Origin of the sequence: Streptomyces sp. SirexAA-E (assembly GCF_000177195.2) — a bacterium.
In the GTDB taxonomy this organism is placed as follows: Bacteria; Actinomycetota; Actinomycetes; order Streptomycetales; family Streptomycetaceae; genus Streptomyces; species Streptomyces flavovirens.
The window spans coordinates 3,573,920-3,590,197 of the sequence record NC_015953.1 but is presented as its reverse complement, the minus strand read 5'-3'; the positions used below and the strand labels follow the sequence as shown (position 1 = coordinate 3,590,197).

General features: G+C 72.7%; 17 protein-coding genes. 9 read left to right on the top strand and 8 right to left on the bottom strand.

Annotated elements, in window-relative coordinates:
* Positions 1-59: 59 nt before the first annotated feature.
* A complete protein-coding gene (gene metG / locus SACTE_RS15950; RefSeq protein ID WP_014047067.1) occupies positions 60-1,664 on the bottom strand; it encodes a methionine--tRNA ligase in 1,605 nt (534 codons plus the stop codon).
* Between the two features lie 147 nt (positions 1,665-1,811).
* Here metG and SACTE_RS15945 point away from each other — a divergent pair, with 147 nt between their 5' ends.
* Positions 1,812-2,465 carry a response regulator transcription factor gene (locus SACTE_RS15945; protein WP_026358969.1) on the top strand — a complete coding sequence of 218 codons (654 nt, stop codon included), beginning with the start codon at positions 1,812-1,814 and terminating at the stop codon, positions 2,463-2,465.
* A 62-nt stretch (positions 2,466-2,527) separates the two neighbouring features.
* A complete protein-coding gene (locus tag SACTE_RS15940; RefSeq protein ID WP_202434473.1) occupies positions 2,528-3,730 on the top strand; it encodes a HAMP domain-containing sensor histidine kinase in 1,203 nt (400 codons plus the stop codon).
* Here the strand turns inward: SACTE_RS15940 and SACTE_RS15935 are convergent.
* Positions 3,664-5,031, bottom strand: a complete 1,368-nt coding sequence (locus SACTE_RS15935) for a VWA domain-containing protein (protein ID WP_014047064.1) — start codon at positions 5,029-5,031, stop codon at positions 3,664-3,666. The genes SACTE_RS15940 and SACTE_RS15935 overlap by 67 nt on opposite strands.
* Positions 5,032-5,325: 294 nt before the next feature.
* Here SACTE_RS15935 and SACTE_RS15930 point away from each other — a divergent pair, with 294 nt between their 5' ends.
* The 3 genes from SACTE_RS15930 to SACTE_RS15920 all read left to right on the top strand — a co-directional run bounded on the left by SACTE_RS15930 (position 5,326) and on the right by SACTE_RS15920 (position 8,089).
* Positions 5,326-7,386, top strand: a complete 2,061-nt coding sequence (locus SACTE_RS15930; RefSeq protein ID WP_014047063.1) for a PhoX family phosphatase — start codon at positions 5,326-5,328, stop codon at positions 7,384-7,386.
* Positions 7,387-7,472: 86 nt separating this feature from the next.
* Entirely contained in the window at positions 7,473-7,616 is a 144-nt protein-coding gene (locus SACTE_RS15925) for a hypothetical protein (protein WP_019992520.1), read from the top strand.
* Positions 7,617-7,654: 38 nt separating this feature from the next.
* Positions 7,655-8,089, top strand: coding sequence for an RNA-binding S4 domain-containing protein (locus SACTE_RS15920; RefSeq protein WP_014047061.1), 435 nt, complete (start codon positions 7,655-7,657; stop codon positions 8,087-8,089).
* Positions 8,090-8,111: 22 nt separating this feature from the next.
* Here the strand turns inward: SACTE_RS15920 and SACTE_RS15915 are convergent, their stop codons facing one another.
* From SACTE_RS15915 to SACTE_RS15905, 3 genes are all read right to left on the bottom strand, one after another.
* Complete coding sequence (locus tag SACTE_RS15915) at positions 8,112-8,354, bottom strand: DUF2630 family protein (protein WP_014047060.1); 243 nt, start codon at positions 8,352-8,354, stop codon at positions 8,112-8,114.
* A gap of 75 nt (positions 8,355-8,429) precedes the next feature.
* Positions 8,430-9,371, bottom strand: a complete 942-nt coding sequence (locus tag SACTE_RS15910; RefSeq protein WP_014047059.1) for an NADP-dependent oxidoreductase — start codon at positions 9,369-9,371, stop codon at positions 8,430-8,432.
* A 117-nt stretch (positions 9,372-9,488) separates the two neighbouring features.
* Positions 9,489-10,355 (bottom strand): hypothetical protein, encoded by an 867-nt coding sequence (locus SACTE_RS15905; protein ID WP_014047058.1) that lies wholly within the window; start codon positions 10,353-10,355, stop codon positions 9,489-9,491.
* Between the two features lie 125 nt (positions 10,356-10,480).
* On the opposite strand from SACTE_RS15905, the gene SACTE_RS15900 reads away from it, so the two are divergent.
* Together SACTE_RS15900 and SACTE_RS15895 are read left to right on the top strand one after the other, a co-directional pair.
* Complete coding sequence (locus SACTE_RS15900; protein WP_014047057.1) at positions 10,481-10,891, top strand: hypothetical protein; 411 nt, start codon at positions 10,481-10,483, stop codon at positions 10,889-10,891.
* A 184-nt stretch (positions 10,892-11,075) separates the two neighbouring features.
* Positions 11,076-12,215: a MerR family transcriptional regulator gene (locus SACTE_RS15895; RefSeq protein ID WP_014047056.1), complete on the top strand. Its 1,140-nt coding sequence runs from the start codon at positions 11,076-11,078 to the stop codon at positions 12,213-12,215.
* A gap of 73 nt (positions 12,216-12,288) precedes the next feature.
* Here the strand turns inward: SACTE_RS15895 and SACTE_RS15890 are convergent, their stop codons facing one another.
* From SACTE_RS15890 to SACTE_RS15880, 3 genes are all read right to left on the bottom strand, one after another.
* Complete coding sequence (locus tag SACTE_RS15890; RefSeq protein ID WP_014047055.1) at positions 12,289-12,711, bottom strand: universal stress protein; 423 nt, start codon at positions 12,709-12,711, stop codon at positions 12,289-12,291.
* Between the two features lie 152 nt (positions 12,712-12,863).
* Positions 12,864-13,523: an FMN reductase gene (locus SACTE_RS15885; protein WP_014047054.1), complete on the bottom strand. Its 660-nt coding sequence runs from the start codon at positions 13,521-13,523 to the stop codon at positions 12,864-12,866.
* A gap of 5 nt (positions 13,524-13,528) precedes the next feature.
* On the bottom strand, positions 13,529-14,623 hold the full coding sequence (locus SACTE_RS15880) for an LLM class flavin-dependent oxidoreductase (RefSeq protein WP_014047053.1): 1,095 nt from the start codon (positions 14,621-14,623) through the stop codon (positions 13,529-13,531).
* A 175-nt stretch (positions 14,624-14,798) separates the two neighbouring features.
* Here SACTE_RS15880 and SACTE_RS35075 point away from each other — a divergent pair, with 175 nt between their 5' ends.
* Positions 14,799-14,924 (top strand): DUF6126 family protein, encoded by a 126-nt coding sequence (locus tag SACTE_RS35075; protein ID WP_014047052.1) that lies wholly within the window; start codon positions 14,799-14,801, stop codon positions 14,922-14,924.
* Between the two features lie 286 nt (positions 14,925-15,210).
* Positions 15,211-16,269, top strand: a complete 1,059-nt coding sequence (gene trpS, locus SACTE_RS15875; RefSeq protein ID WP_014047051.1) for a tryptophan--tRNA ligase — start codon at positions 15,211-15,213, stop codon at positions 16,267-16,269.
* Positions 16,270-16,278: the final 9 nt, after the last annotated feature.

Below are 16,278 nucleotides of genomic sequence, written 5' to 3'. Positions count from 1 at the left end.
GCACGCGCGAGGGCCCGGGACCGATACCGGTCCCGGGCCCTCGTCGTGCGTGGCGGCGGTTACGCCGGCTTCTCCTCCAGGCGCGGGAAGAGCACCGCTCCCTTGGTCACCGTCGCACCGGCGGGCAGCCGGCCCCAGGTGCCCGCGTCCTGCACCGGCTGATCGGCCAGGGCGCCGAGGGACGCCTCCGCGCCGAGGGACTCCCACAGCTTCTGCGAGGTCTCCGGCATCACGGCGTTGAGCAGGACCGCGACCCCGCGCAGCGCCTCGGCCGCCGTGTACAGGATCGTCGCGAGCCGGGCCTGGCCCTCGGACGACTCGTCCTTGGCGACCTTCCAGGGCTCCTGCTCCGTGATGTAGCCGTTGACCTGCTTCACGAAGTCGAAGATCGCCAGGATGCCGCCCTGGAAGTCCAGCTCCTCGCCGATCTTCTCGTCGGCCGTGGCGACGGCCCGCGCGAGACCTTCCCGGACCGCCTGCTCCGCCTCACCGGCGGCCGTGGCCTCCGGCAGCGCGCCGCCGAAGTACTTGCCGACCATGGCCGCGAGGCGGGAGGCCAGGTTGCCGTAGTCGTTGGCGAGCTCGGAGGTGTACCGGGCGCTGAAGTCCTCCCAGGAGAACGAGCCGTCGCTGCCGTAGGCGATGGCCCGCAGGAAGTACCAGCGGTAGGCGTCCACACCGAAGTGCGAGGTCAGGTCCTGCGGCTTGATGCCGGTCAGGTTCGACTTCGACATCTTCTCGCCGCCGACCATCAGCCAGCCGTTGGCGACGACCTTGCCGGGCAGCGGGAGTCCCTGCGCCATCAGCATCGCCGGCCAGATGACCGAGTGGAAGCGCAGGATGTCCTTGCCGATCAGGTGCACGTCGGCGGGGAAGGTGGAGTCGAACTTCTCCTGGTTGGCGCCGTAGCCGACCGCCGTCGCGTAGTTGAGCAGCGCGTCGATCCACACGTAGATGACGTGCTTGGGGTCCCACGGCACCGGGACACCCCAGTCGAACGTGGAACGCGAGATCGACAGGTCCTGCAGGCCCTGCTTGACGAAGTTCACGATCTCGTTGCGCGCCGACTCGGGCTGGATGAAGCCCGGGTTGGCCTCGTAGAACTCCAGGAGCTTCGGGCCGTACTCGCTCAGCTTGAAGAAGTAGTTCTCCTCCTTGAGGATCTCCACCGGCTTCTTGTGGATCGGGCACAGCTTGGTGCCGTCCTCGGCCTCGATGAGGTCGCCGGGGAGCTTGTACTCCTCGCAGCCCACGCAGTACGGGCCTTCGTACCCGCCCTTGTAGATCTGGTCCTTGTCGTACAGGTCCTGCACGAACTCCTGCACACGGTCGGTGTGCCGCTTCTCCGTCGTCCGGATGAAGTCGTCGTTCGCGATGTTCAGGTGCTCCCAGAGGGGCTTCCACGCCTCCTCGACGAGCTTGTCGCACCAGGCCTGGGGCGTGACGTCGTTCGCCTCGGCCGTGCGCATGATCTTCTGACCGTGCTCGTCCGTGCCGGTGAGGTACCACACCTTCTCGCCGCGCTGGCGGTGCCAGCGGGTGAGCACGTCGCCTGCGACGGTCGTGTAGGCGTGGCCCAGGTGAGGAGCGTCGTTGACGTAGTAGATGGGGGTCGAGACGTAGTACGCCTTCGCCCCCTGCTTCTCGGATCCAGTGGCCGCCATGGTCGAAATCCTAACGGTCCGTGGGAGATCCACTCACCTCGATAACCGCGGCTCCGGACGCGGAGAGCTTTGCGAAACATCCTTTCCCGTACCAAAGACGCATCCTGGGAGGAGTGGGCACGCGTGCACGAGGCAGGGGACAACACCATGCGGGTACTGGTCGCCGAGGACGAGGAGATCCTGGCGGAGCTCGTCGCCACCGGACTGCGGCGGGCGGGCTTCGCCGTCGACACCGTCTACAGCGGGGACGCGGCACTCGCCTACCTGGGGCTCCACGACTACGACGTGGTCGTCCTGGACCGCGATCTTCCCCGGGTCCACGGGGACGACGTGGCACGGCGGCTGGTGGCCACCGGATCCCGGACCAAGATCCTGATGCTGACCGCGTCCGGGACCATGGAGGACCGGGTGGAGGGGCTCGATCTGGGCGCCGACGACTACGTGACCAAACCCTTCGAGTTCCCCGAGCTGGTCTCCCGGGTGCGGGCGCTGCGCCGCCGCAGCGCCCGACCCGTGCCGCCCCAGCTGGAGCGGCACGGCATCCGGCTGGACAGTGTGCGCCGGGCCGCCACCCGGGACGGGCGCGACCTGGACCTGTCACCGAAGGAGTTCACGGTGCTGCAACTGCTGCTGGAGGCCGACGGCGCCGCCGTCAGCGCGGAGGAACTGCTGGAGCGCGCCTGGGACGCCAACGCCGACCCCTTCACCGGCGCCGTCCGCGTCTGCATGAGCAAGCTGCGCGCCAAGCTGGGGGAGCCGGCGCTCATCCGCACCGTGCAGGGCGTGGGGTACGCCCTGTGACCCGGTGGCCGAAGTCCTCGCGGCGGGCGGAGGCGTGGCAGGGGCGGCACTCCACGATCCGGATGCGGATCGCCCTCGTGTACGGCGGGGTGTTCCTGGTCCTCGGCACGGCGCTGCTCGCCACGGTCAATCTGGCCTCCCGTGCCGGGACGGACTCGCAGGCCCGCGCCATCGCCACCTCGGCGGCGGTCGCCCAGCCGGGCTTCGCGGTGAACGGCCCGCTGCACCACCGCGGCCGGCTCGGGCCGCCCACGGTCTACGACGTCACCGACGACGTCAGCGACGCGGCCAGCCGTGAGCTGCTGTACTGGTCGGTCGCCGCGCTGCTCGTCATGACGGGGTGCGCGGTCGCCGTGGGCTGGTGGACGGCGGGGCGGGTGCTGCGGCCGGTCCACGCCATGACGGCGAAGGCCCGCAAGCTGTCCGAGCACACCCTGCACGAACGGATCGCGGCGGGCGGGCCGGACGACGAGCTGAAGGAGCTGGGCGAGACGCTGGACGCGCTGCTGGCGCGGCTGGAGAAGGCGTTCGACAGCCAGCGGAGGTTCATCGCCAACGCCTCGCACGAACTGCGCACCCCGCTGGCCACCCAGCGGGCCGCGATCCAGATCGGGCTCGACGACCCGTCCCCGGAGGACCTCGTACGCACCCGGCAGACCCTGCTGGACAACAACCGGCGCAGCGAACGGCTCATCGAGGGGCTGCTGGTGCTGGCGCGCAGCGAGAGGGGGCTGGCACACGGCGAGCGCGAGGACGTCGACCTGGCGCAGGTGGTGGCCGAGGAGGCCGCACGGCCCGGGTCGGCGGCGGGGCGAGCGGGTGCGGTTCCCGGCCCGGAGATCGCGGTCCTCGTCGAGCCCTGCGTCGTGCGGGGGAACCGGCAGCTGCTGGCGCAGCTGGTGGCGAATCTGCTGTCCAACGCCGTCCGGTACAACGTGCCCGGCGGGACCGTGGACGTCTCGCTGTCGGCGGGCGCGGAGCTGGTCGTCCGCAACACCGGCCCCCAGGTCGCCGACGGGGACATCGCGGGGTTCTTCCAGCCGTTCCGGCGGGGGGAGGGGCGGGACCGGATGGGCCAGGGGTCCGGTCTGGGGCTGTCGATCGTCCGGTCCATCGCGGTGGCCCACGGCGGTACGGCCACGGCGCGGCCCGGCCCGGGGGGCGGGCTCGCCGTGACCGTACGGCTGCCGGCGGGGCGTCAGTCCTCGGCGCGGAGCCCGCGGGCGGCGGTCCAGGCCGGGAGTCCGGCGAGCACCTCGCGGTAGAACGTCGCGTCGGGCACCTCGCGGGGAGCGGGCCCGGCGTGGAAGAACCCGGCGTTCGGGGCGTCCAGCCTGCGCAGGAAGTCGAAGGCCTTCGAGTCCTCGTCGCCGAACGCGACGAACTGGAAGTACAGCGGCAGCCGCGCCGCGTCCACGAGCGCCTGCTTGGCAGCGACCCTGGCGTCCGGGGCGCCGTCCGTCTGGAAGATCACGAGCGCCGGGTCCGAGGACCCGGACGCCTCGTAGTGCGCGACGACCTCCTCGACGGCCCGGTGGTAGTGGGTCCGGCCCAGTCGGCCGAGTCCCGCGTGCAGCTCGTCGATCCTGCCCTCGTGGGAGGTCAGGCCGACGGTGCCGGTGCCGTCGACGTCGGTCGAGAAGAAGACCACGGGCACGGTGGCGTCCGTGTCCAGGTGCGCGGCCAGCGCCAGGGCGCGGTCGCCCAGGTGCTGGGCGCTGCCGTCCTTGTAGAACGGCCGCATGGACCCGGACCGGTCGAGCACCAGGTAGACGGTCGCCCGCAGTCCGGTGAGCCCCTGCGCCTTGAGCTTGGCCTGCGCCGCCTTGTAAGGGGCGACGAGTCCGGGCGCGGCGGCCTTGACCCGGGCGAGCGGAACGGCGGGCCTGCCGGTGGCGGCGGGCTTCGCGGCCACCGGGGTGGCCGGGGCCGCGGCCTCCGGGGCGGGCGCCTCGGTTGCGGCCTCGGTGACGGTCTCAGGGGCGGCGGTCGGGGTGTCCTCGACCACCGGGGCGGCGGGCGCGGCCTCGGCCGCCACGATCTCGATGACCTCGACGACCTCGGCGCCCGTCTCCGGCTTCGGCTCCGTCTCCGGCTCTGCCTCCGGCTTCGGTTCGGCCGCCGTTACGGACTCCGGCTCCGGGCCCACGTCGATCGTGACCGGCTCGGACGTGGACACGGCGGCCTTGGAGGGCGTCGCCTCGGACGGCTTGGCGTCGGGGCTCGTGCCCTGGGCCGGGACCGTCGGCGCGGCGGGCGCGGACGGCTTGTCGAACGCGGCGGCCACCAGATCCGAGGCCGCTCCGTCCGTCCGGTCGGCGGTGGTGGACCGGTCCACGGGCGAGGCCGGGGCCGGTACCGAGGCCTTCGCGGGCTCGGTCGCCGAAGCGTCCGAGGAGGCCGAAGCGTCCGCAGCGGCCGAAGCGTCCGAGGAGGCCGAAGGCGTGGTCTCCGGCTCCGGCTCCGCGGGCGGGGTGCGCTCGGCCTGCGGCGGAACGGTGGCCGTGGTCGGCTCGTCCTGCTCCGTGCGGCCGAACACCTTGCGCAGCAAGCTCCGAATGCCCATGGGCGAGGCCTTTCGCATGAGTTGGGTGCGATAAATGTCCGTACTGCGGGAATTGATCCCAGGCCAGGGCGGATACGTAAGGTTAGCGGCCGGATCCGGCCGTTCGGTGGGCGCGGGCCGTCCCCGCGCCCACAGGCCTCCGACCGGGTATCCGGTGCCGTGGTGTTGACGCCGCGACAGGTGCGGAAGCCCAGCGGTGTCCGGGGCTTCACCCTCCGTTCACCGGCAGTCCCTCGTACGGCGTGGACGCGCCCCTAGCGTCACGCACGACACACAGACGGAGGGACGGACATCGTGCGGAACATGCTGCCGCTCATCGGCTCGCACCCCGGCGGGCGCTCGGCGCTGACCTGCCGCTATCGCTGCGGGGACGCCTGCTTCCAGGAGGTACCGAACACCAGCGACAACGAGTACGCCGGCGACGTCATCGCCGGTGCCCTCTCCCGCCGGTCGATGGTGCGCGCCGCCGCGGTGGTGACCGTCGCGGCCGCCGCCGGGACCGCGACGCTCGCCGGGGCGGGCGCTCCGCAGGCCGAGGCCGCGCCGCTCGCCGGGCACCCCGGGAAGAAGCCGAGGCCCACCGCGTCCGGCGCCCGCGGTCTGCGCTTCGCGCCCGTGGCGCCCAACACCCACGACAAGGTCACCGTCCCCGACGGCTACGGCCAGAACGTGGTGATCCGCTGGGGCGAACCGATTCTGCGCGGGGCCCCGGCCTTCGACCCGGACAAGCAGTCCGCCAAGGCGCAGGCGGGCCAGTTCGGTTACAACAACGACTTCCTGTCCCTGCTGCCGCTCCAGGGCGAGCGGGGCCGCCAGGTGCTGGTCGCCAATCATGAGTACACGGACGAGAACCTCATGTTCCGTGGTTACGATCCGGCCGACCCGACCCGTGAGCAGGTCGAGATCGCCTGGGCGGCGCACGGACTCTCCGTGGTCGTCGTCCAGGAGGAGAACCGCACCGGCAAGCTCTCCCCGGTCACCCGTCACCCGCTGAACCGACGGCTCACCGCGACCAGCGTCTTCCAGGTCACCGGACCGGCCGCGGGCAGCCCGCTGCTGCGTACCTCCGCCGACCGCACCGGCCGCAAGGTCCTGGGCACCCTGAACAACTGCGCGGGCGGCACCACCCCGTGGGGCACCACGCTGCACGGCGAGGAGAACTTCAACCAGTACTTCGCCCACGGCTCCAGCGCCACCGACAAGCGCTACGGCATCGGCACGGGCGAGACCGAGCGCAAGTGGGAGCGGTTCGACCGGCGCTTCGACCTGGCGAAGGAGCCCAACGAGGCGCACCGCTTCGGCTGGGTCGTCGAACTCGACCCGTACGACCCGGACTCCACGCCCCGCAAGCGGACCGCGCTGGGCCGCTTCAAGCACGAGGCCGCCCAGCCCCGGCTGACCGCCGACGGCCGGCCGGTCGTCTACATGGGCGACGACGAGAAGTTCGACTACTTCTACAAGTTCGTCTCCAGCAGGAAGATGAAGAAGGGCACCTCCCGGGCTGCCCGCGCGCACAACCTGACCCTGCTGGACGAGGGCACCCTGTACGTCGCCAAGCTGACCGGCGACTCGCCCGCCGGGGAGATCGACGGCACCGGGAAGCTCCCCGCCGACGGCGAGTTCGACGGCAGCGGTGTGTGGATCCCGCTCGCCACCGGGGACACCTCGCACGTACCCGGGATGACCGCCGACGAGGTGTACGTCTTCACGCGCCTGGCCGGTGACAAGGTCGGCGCCACCAAGATGGACCGCCCCGAGGACGTCGAGCCGTCGCCGCGTACCGGCCGGGTCTACATCGCCCTCACCAACAACTCCGACCGCGGCAAGGCGGGCCTGGCCGGTGCGGACGAGGCCAACCCGCGCAACGCCAACAAGCACGGCCAGATCCTGGAGCTCGCGGAGAACTGGGACGACCCGGCGGGCGACGGCTTCGCCTGGCGGCTCTTCCTCGTCGCGGGCGACCCCGACGACCCGTCGACGTACTTCTCCGGCTTCCCGAAGGAGAAGGTCAGCCCGATCTCCTGCCCGGACAACGTGGCCTTCGACGACCACGGCAACCTGTGGATCTCCACGGACGGGAACCAACTCGGCTCGCACGACGGGCTGTTCGGTGTGGCGACCGCGGGCGAGCGGCGCGGTGAGCTGAAGCAGTTCCTGACCGTGCCGACCGGGGCGGAGACCTGCGGGCCGGTGATCCAGGACCGCAGGGTGCTGGTCGCGGTCCAGCACCCGGGCGAGATCGACGGCGCGTCCGTGGAGAAGCCGGCCAGCACCTGGCCGGACGGCCCGGGCCGCATCGTACGGCCCTCGGTCGTGGCCGTATGGCGTAGGGACGGTGCGGACATCGGGGTCTGAGGCCCGCCGGACCGGACGATGCCCTCAGGCCTGTGCCCGTGCGGTGCGGGCCTGACGGACGTCGTTCGAAGGTTTGGTTCGGCGGAGTGGGTCGCGCGCACGGCGGGGCCGACGGGGCCACGGCGAAGCCGTGGTCGCTCGGCGAGCACCCGCCGAGCGCCTGCGGCGTCTGCGAGCGGGAGCCGTCCGCCTACGAGACGGGCGCGGTCATCAAGGGTTTCGGCTCCTGACCCCCGCGGGGGCGCCTTGCCGGACTAGAGTCGGCCCCATGGTTTCCGGTGAGGCGCCACAGGCGGAGGGCAGCGCCCGGGTCGACGTGTGGATCTGGTCGGTGCGGCTGACCAAGACGCGCTCCCAGGCGGCCGCCGCCTGCCGGGCGGGGCACGTCCGGGTCAACGGCGAGCGGGCCAAGCCGGCGCAGTCCCTGCGGTCGGGCGACGAGGTGCGGCTCCGGCACGCCGGCCGCGACCGGATCGTGGTCGTCTCCAGGATCGTGAAGAAGCGCGTCGGACCGCCGGTCGCCGTCGAGTGCTACGTCGACAACAGTCCGCCCCCGCCGCCGCGCGAGGCGGCGGTCCAGGTGCCGGTCCGCGACCGCGGGGCCGGCCGCCCGACCAAGCGCGACCGCCGCGAGATCGAGCGCCTCCAGGGCCTCCAGGGTGCCCGGCGCGCCTCCCGCCGGGACCGGGACGCCGGCTCCTGACCGGGCCCCGGCGGCCGAGCTCTCAGCTGCGGTAGTCCTCCACCTCGTCGGCGGGGCGGACCGTCGCCTTCGACGGATCGTCGCCGAACTCGGTGAGCGCCCGGCGCTGCCGCAGCAGGTCCCAGCACTGGTCGAGCCGGATCTCCACCTCCCGCAGCCGGGCCCGCTCCTCGTCCACGAGGCCGTCCAGCGTGGAACGGGCCCGCAGGTCCCGCTCCTCCGCGACCAGCCCGTCGATGTACTCGATGATGTCCTTCTCGCCCATGGTGTCGGCGCTCCTTACCCGGTGGGATGACCGGACACGGTCGGTTGACGAAGACGGCCGGTCGACGAAGTCGGTTCAGATCACGAGGACGGTCTTGCCGCGCGCACCGCCCGCGCGGTTCTGGGCCAAGGCCTGGGGGGCCTTCTCCAGGGGGAGTTCGAGGTCGATGGGCACCTGGAAGCCCCCTCGCGCGGCTCCCTCGGCCAGGGCGTCGAGCAGCTCCGCCGTCGGGGCGAGGCGGAAGTCCACCAGGGCGACGCCGGGCGGGCCCGGAACGCCCCGGGTGGTGACGGCGACACCGCCGTCCCGGACCAGCGCGGTGTGCGCGGCGAAGGCCGCCGGATCGGTGGAGACCAGATCGACGAGGACGTCGACGCCCTGTGGATACAGATCGGCCACCGCCGTCGCCAGCCCGTCCGGGCCGGTCGTGGTGTCGACGGTGGCGGCGGCGCCGAGCGCGGCCATCCGCCTCTTCTCGTCCCCCCGCACCGCCGCGACGACCCCGACCGAGCGGGCCGCCGCGAGCTGGGTCAGGAAGCTCCCCACCCCGCCCGCCGCGCCGACGACCAGCAGGCTCCGCCCGCTGCGGACGGACGTGCCGCCCAGGATCTGCGCGGCGGCCGTCCCGGCGCACGGGAGGGCCGCGGCCAGCCGGAGCGGGAGGCCGTCCGGGACCAGGGCCATCGGCGAGTCCTGGGCCACGCAGAGGTACTCGCCGTACGCGCCGCAGCGCCCCACCGGTGGTGCCGTCACCCGGCCGAACACCGGGTCGCCGACCCGGAAGCGGTTGGCACCGCCGCCGATCATGTCGACCCGGCCCGCGAAGTCGGCTCCGACGAGGAGCGGGAAGGTGTGCGGGACCGTCCCGTCCAGGGAGCCGTCGGCGGTCTGCCAGTCCAGCGGGTTGAGGCCCGCGTACTCGACCTTCACCCGCACCTCGCCGGGCGCGGGATCGGGTTTCGGTACCTCCATCAGCGAGGGTTCCACACGGAACGCGCTGACGGCGATGGCTCGCATACGGCAGACCTCTCGTTCGGCCCCCTGTCCACGCCTCCCACTGTCGCCCGGCCCCCGGGGCCGCGCATGTCGGAACCGGGTGGCCCACGACGGTGTGCCCCGGTGCGGTGCGGGCCCCTACCGTCCGGTGGTCCGCCGCGTCGCGACGATCCGTCCGGCCGTCCCGCAGACCGCCAGCACCACGCCCGCCGCGAGCACCGCCCACACGGTCGTGCGCAGCGACGCGGTGAGCGCGTCGTACACCGCCGCCGCCCCGTCCCGGTCGCTGTCCGGCACCTGGTCCAGCACCCTGCTCCGGCCGACGGCGACCGCGACGCGCAGCAGGAGCGCGCCGAGCACGAATCCGGCGCCCGCCACGGCGGTGGCCGCGAGTCCGCCCCGCGCCCCGCGCCGTACGAACGCGAGGCCGACGACGAGGACGAGCAGGACCGCCGTCCCGACGGCCGGCCAGACACTGCAGTACCGGAGCCACCGGAACGAGGTCCGCAGCTCGTCGGCGCGGTCGGCGGAGAGCAGGGTGATCGTGGTGTGCCGTACGGGGATGAGCTCGGCGAACGGCACACCGTCGTCGACCAGTTCCCGCTTGACGCGTTCGGTCACCGGCGCCAGGTCGATGGTGACGGCCTGCCCGTCGTCGCCGTGCAGGGCGGCGGTCACGGCCTGGTGCGCGGTGCGGTTGGCGCTGTCCCAGGCCTTCTGGAACGCCTCGGTCGTGGTGAAGGACCGCGCGGTGTCGTCCAGGAACTCCTCGACGGTGTCCTGGAGCGGGCCGACGTCGATGTTCTTCATCGCCTCGTCGGTGACGAGCGTGGCGACGGTGTCCCGGACGCCGGTGTCCGAGGCCAGCGGGGAGACGGCGGCGAGATAGCGGTCGGAGTCGTCGAGCTCCAGGTCGACCCAGGCGGCGAGGGCGCTGAACGGGACCAGCAGGGCGAGCAGGACGAGGAGTACCGCCGACAGGGCCGCTGAGAAGTAGGTCCGCACAGCCCCAGCCAATCGTCTGCGGCGGCGGCGCGCTGCGGGCCGTACGCCATTCGAGTTGCCGGGCGGCGCGGCCGGGTGTGCGCTGGAGAGACCGGAGGACGGGGGCGAGTCAAGGAGCTGGCGCCATGACCACACACGCAACACTGTCCCGGCACGGAGCGAGGCGTACCCGGGCCCCGGCCCGGCACCCGCACCACGCGATCGGCTGGGCGCTGCCGCTGGTGCTGGGGGTGATCGTCGGGTTCTGGGCGTTCTTCATCCGGCGGGACGGCGGCGAGACCACCGGCGGGCTGATCTGGCTCGGCGTCGCCTGCGGTGCGGCGTTCGCCGTGCTGTCGTTCCTGCTGGGGCGGATCCAGGGGAGGCTGCCGGTCGAGGTGCGGGCCGCGGCCTACGGGGCGGTGACCGCGATCGTGATCGGTTACCTCTTCAGCCTGCACCACCACACGGTGCTGGCCTCCACGGCGCTCGGACTGGGCGTCGGCGCGGGGGTGACCGCCTACGCGTACTACCTCTTCTACACGCGGTCCGAGTGAGGGCCGCGCGCACGGAGCCCGGCCCACGAGGCTGAGTAGGGTGTCCGTCTGCCTGAGGACCGTCCCCCGGGGCGGTCCTCGGGCCTTCGTGCGCCGGGGGCCCGGCCGGCGGTTGACCTTCCCGGCGGGGGAAGCCCCAGCATCGGCGGGGCCGGGCCACCCGCCCGGTACGAGGAGGGGTGCGGTGGACAGCGAAGGCCGGACGCGGGCGGCCCGGGACGCGGAGCTGGTGACGATCGGGGAGTTCGCCCGGCTGTCCCGGCTCTCGGCCAAGGCTCTGCGCCGCTACGACGAGCTGGGCCTGCTGCGGCCGGACCTGGTCGACCCGGTGAACGGCTACCGCTACTACGACCGGGCGCAGGCCGGGACGGCCCGGCTGGTGGCCTGGCTGCGCCGCATCGGGATGCCGCTCGCCCGGATCGCGGAGGTGACCGCGCTGGACGACGCCGCGGCCGCCGCCGAGATCCGCGCCTACTGGGCGCGGGTGGAGGCCGAGACCGCGGCCCGGCGGGAGCTCGCCGCCTTCCTCGTCGACCGTCTGTCAGCGAAGGAGAACGTCGGCATGGGTGACATCGACACGGACGGTCGTGGACCGGCCACGCTCGGGATCCGGTACGCGGCCCTGGCGCACCCGGGAGCGGTACGCGGGATCCAGCAGGACACGGCCTACGCGGGGGCCCGGCTGCTCGCCGTGGCCGACGGCTTCGGCGCGGCCGGTGCCGAGGCGAGCGCGGCGGCGGTCGACGCGCTGAAGCCGGCGGCGCGCGGGGCGGTCGACGCGGACGACCTGCTGGGCGCCCTCCGGGACGCGGCCGACGGTGCCGCGCGGGCGGTGCGGGAGGCGGTGGCGGGCGGCGGGGCCCCGGCGGAGTCCGGGAGCACCCTGACCGCGCTGGTGTGGACCGGGTCGCGGCTCGGGCTGGTGCACATCGGGGACTCGCGGGCGTACGTGGTGCGGGACGGGCGACTGCTGCGGATCACGCACGACGACACTCTGGTGCAGTCGATGATCGACGACGGTTCGCTGACCGAGGAGGAGGCGGCCTCGCACCCTCAGCGGGCCCTGCTGCTCAGGGCGCTGTCCGGTGACGGCGGGGAGCCCGGCCCCCGCCCGGAGGTACGGCTGCGCGACACACTGCCCGGCGACCGCTACCTGCTCTGTTCGGACGGTCTGTCGGCGGTCGTGGACGAGGCCGCCCTGACCCGCGCGGTCGTCGCCGCGGACGGCCCGGACGTGGCGGTGCGCGACCTGGTCGCGCTGGCCGGTGACGCCGGGGGCCCCGACAACGTGTCCTGTGTGGTGGCCGACGTCGTGGCCCTGTGACGCCATGGCGGACGACGGCGGGCCCCCACGCGCGTGGTGCGCGTGGGGGCCCGCCGGGTCGGTGCGGGGTCCCTCACTCGTGGACGACGGTGACGGGGCAGGTGGCGTGCTGGGTGACGTGGAGGCTGACCGAGCCGAGCAGGGTCGCCTTGAAGCCGCTGTAACCACGTGCGCCGACGACCAGCAGCTCGGCGCCCTTGGAGCGCTCCACCAGGGTCAGGGCGGCGTTGCCGATCACGACGACCTTCTCCACGCGCGCGGCGCCCTCGGCGCCGAGTGCCTCCTCCAGCGCCTCGTTGAGCGCCACGGTGGCCACGGCCTGCGGGTCGAAGTCCTCCGGCAGGCCCGGCATCATCGACGCCCAGCTGGTCGCGGGATACTCCCAGCTGTTGACCGCCTCGACCGTGTCGCCGGTCAGCTCCGCCTGGCGTACCGCCCAGCGCAGCGCCTTGATCGACTGGTCCGAGCCGTCCACACCCACGACGATCCTGCCCATGTCCGCCTCCAGCTCCTCGGAGCACGTACGGCACGTGCCCCATGTTGCGTGTATCCGTAATAACACGCGCCAAACCGGGCGCAAAGGGCCCGTAGGCCCCTTGCGTTGCCCTGTTCCCCTGTGCCTCCGAGGGCCGCTCGGTCCCGGCGGTGTCAGCTCGTCCGCAGTGCGGCGAGCTGCTGTTCGAACGGCACGACCGCGTCCTCGCCGTCGTCGGGCGTGGCCGCCCGGGAGGCCCCGGAGACGGTGCGTCCGGTGACGGCGGAGGCGAGCTCGCCACCCGCGCGGCGGATGCGGGAGGGCAGGCCCTCGGTGTACTCGTCGCCGGGCGCCCCCCAGTCCTCGGACGCCGCGTACACCGAGGTCGGCAGGGTGACCGCCCGCAGGTAGGAGAAGAGCGGGCGCATCGCGTGGTCCAGGACCAGGGAGTGGCGGGAGGTGCCGCCGGTCGCCCCGATCAGGACGGGCTTGCCGGTCAGGGCGGTGGGGTCGAGGAGATCGAAGAAGGACTTGAACAGGCCGCTGTAGGAGGCGGTGAACACGGGCGACACGGCGATCAGGCCGTCCGCCCCCGTCACCGCGTCGATCGCTTCCCGCAGGTCGGCCGGCGGGAAGCCGGTGACCAGGTGGTTGGCGACGGAGACGGCCAGGTCGCGGAGCTCGACGACGCGGACCTCGACGGCGCGGTCCTGGTCGGCGGTCAGCCGCTCACGGGTGGCCTCGGCGAGCCGGTCGGCCAGCAGCCGGGTGGACGAAGGGCTGCTCAGTCCGGCCGAGACGGCCACGATCCTCAGCGGTGCGGTGGCGAACACGGTGGTCAGACCTCCTTCGGGGCGGCGGCGGCGCGGGCCGCGGCGACCGCGGGGTGGACGGGGGCGTCCGGCACACCGGCCGGGCGCAGGGCGGCGAACTCCTTGCGCAGCACGGGCACGACCTCCTCGCCGAGGATGTCGAGCTGCTCCAGGACCGTCTTGAGCGGCAGTCCCGCGTGGTCCATCAGGAAGAGCTGGCGCTGGTAGTCGCCGACGGCGTCGCGGAAGGTCAGGGTGCGCTCGATGACCTCCTGCGGGGAGCCGACGGTCAGCGGGGTCTCGCGGGTGAAGTCCTCCAGCGAGGGCCCGTGTCCGTAGACCGGCGCGTTGTCGAAGTACGGGCGGAACTCCTTGACCGCGTCCTGCGAGTTCTTCCGCATGAAGACCTGGCCGCCGAGGCCCACGACGGCCTGCTCCGCGGTGCCGTGGCCGTAGTGGGCGTAACGGCGCCGGTAGAGCTCGACCATCTTCTTCGTGTGCTCCATGGGCCAGAAGATGTTGTTGTGGAAGAAGCCGTCGCCGTAGTACGCGGCCTGTTCGGCGATCTCCGGGGAGCGGATCGAGCCGTGCCAGACGAACGGCGGGACGCCGTCCAGCGGGCGCGGGGTCGCGGTGAAGGACTGGAGCGGGGTGCGGAACTTGCCCTCCCAGTCGACGACGTCCTCCCGCCACAGCTTGTGCAGCAGCGCGTAGTTCTCGATCGCCAGCGGGATGCCCTGGCGGATGTCCTTGCCGAACCACGGGTAGACCGGCCCGGTGTTGCCGCGGCCCATCATCAGGTCGACCCGGCCGTCGGCGAGGTGCTGGAGCGTGGCGTAGTCCTCGGCGATCTTCACCGGGTCGTTGGTGGTGATCAGCGTGGTGGACGTCGAGAGGATGAGGTTCTCGGTCCGGGCCGCGATGTAGCCGAGTGTCGTCGTGGGTGAGGACGGGACGAAGGGCGGGTTGTGGTGCTCTCCGGTCGCGAAGACGTCCAGGCCCACTTCCTCGGCCTTCTGCGCGATCGCGAGGGTCGCCTTGATCCGCTCGTTCTCGCTCGGTGTCCTGCCGGTCGTGGGGTCGGTGGTGACGTCCCCGACGGTGAAGATCCCGAACTGCATGGCGCCCGCCTCCATCTGTGCCGAACCATTTAATTGAACGTTGAACTATCGAACACACCCTACAACGGGGCACCCCCGGCCCCTATTCCCGGCCGCGCCGGACGCCCGCGGTGCGGGTCTGCGTACGCTGGACGGACCGCCGGCCGTGACGGCCGGGACGAAGGAGGAGCCCCGGATGAGCGAGAGCGAACGCTGGAAGGAGCGCGGCGTCATGCTGCGCGTCTTCGTCTACGTCTTCGCGACGCACCTCTTCGCCGGCTTCGTCATGCTGCTGTTCTACGTGGGCGGCCACGACAAGTAGCCGGCGGAGGCCCCCGGCGAAGCGCTCTCCCTCCAGGATCACCCCGCGGCCGGTGCCCTCGCGACGCGAGCGGGATCACGCGCGCGACCCCTCCCCGCCAGGACCCGTGGTCGGTACACTCGGTTCATGACCTCCGTACCGTGCCGTAACTGGTGGCGCTCCTCCTAGGAGCGGCCGCCTCACCAGCACGGAACAAGGGCCGTTCATCCATGGACGGCCCTTTCGCGTTGCCCGGGGTCCCGGGCGGGCCGTCCTCCACGCACCGACCACCCGCGAGGAGAGCCCCATGACCGCCGTCACCGACCAGCCCGTGAGCCCCGCCGTGCGCCGCAGCGCCGAGCTGGAGCAGCGCATCGCCCTGGACCCCTCGGGATTCCGGGTCCTCAGCGGGGACCGGCCCACCGGGGCCCTGCACCTCGGCCACTATTTCGGCACCCTGCGCAACCGGGTGCGGCTCCAGGACCTCGGTGTGGACGTCTTCGTGCTCATCGCCGACTACCAGGTCCTCACCGACCGGGACATCGCCGAGCGGCTCTCCGAGCATGTGGAGGGCCTCCTGCTGGACTACCTGGCGATCGGCATCGATCCCGCCCGTACGACGGTCTTCAACCACAGCGCCGTACCGGCCCTCAACCAGCTGCTGCTGCCGTTCCTCTCGCTGGTCTCCGTCGCCGAGCTGGGCCGCAACCCCACCGTGAAGGACGAGATCGCCCACTCCCGGCAGGCCGCCGTCAGCGGGCTCATGTACACCTACCCGGTGCACCAGGCCGCCGACATCCTCTTCTGCAAGGGCAACCTCGTCCCCGTCGGACAGGACCAGCTGCCGCATCTGGAGGTCACCCGCACCGTCGCCCGCCGCTTCAACGAGCGGTACGGGGCGGTCTTCCCGGAACCCGACGCGCTGCTCTCCGCCGCGCCCCTGCTGCTCGGCACCGACGGCACGAAGATGAGCAAGAGCCGCCACAACTCCGTGGCCCTGGGCGCGAGCGAGGACGAGACCGCCCGGCTGATCAAGGGCGCCACCACCGACGCCGACCGGCACATCACCTACGACCCCGAGACGCGCCCGGGGGTGTCGAGCCTGGTGCTGCTGGCCGCGCTCTGCCTCGACCGGGACCCGCACGCCGTCGCCGAGGAGATCGGGGACGGCGGCGCGGCCGCGCTGAAGCGGACGGTGACCGAGGCGGTCAACGCGACGATGGCGCCGATCCGCGCCCGCCGGGCCGAGTACGCCCGGGACATGGGACAGGTCCGGGACATCCTGCGCGCCGGCAACGAGCGCGCGAACGCCGTGGCCGAGGCGACCCTGGACGAGGTGCGGGAGGCCATGGGCATGTTCCGCTGACCCCGGCCC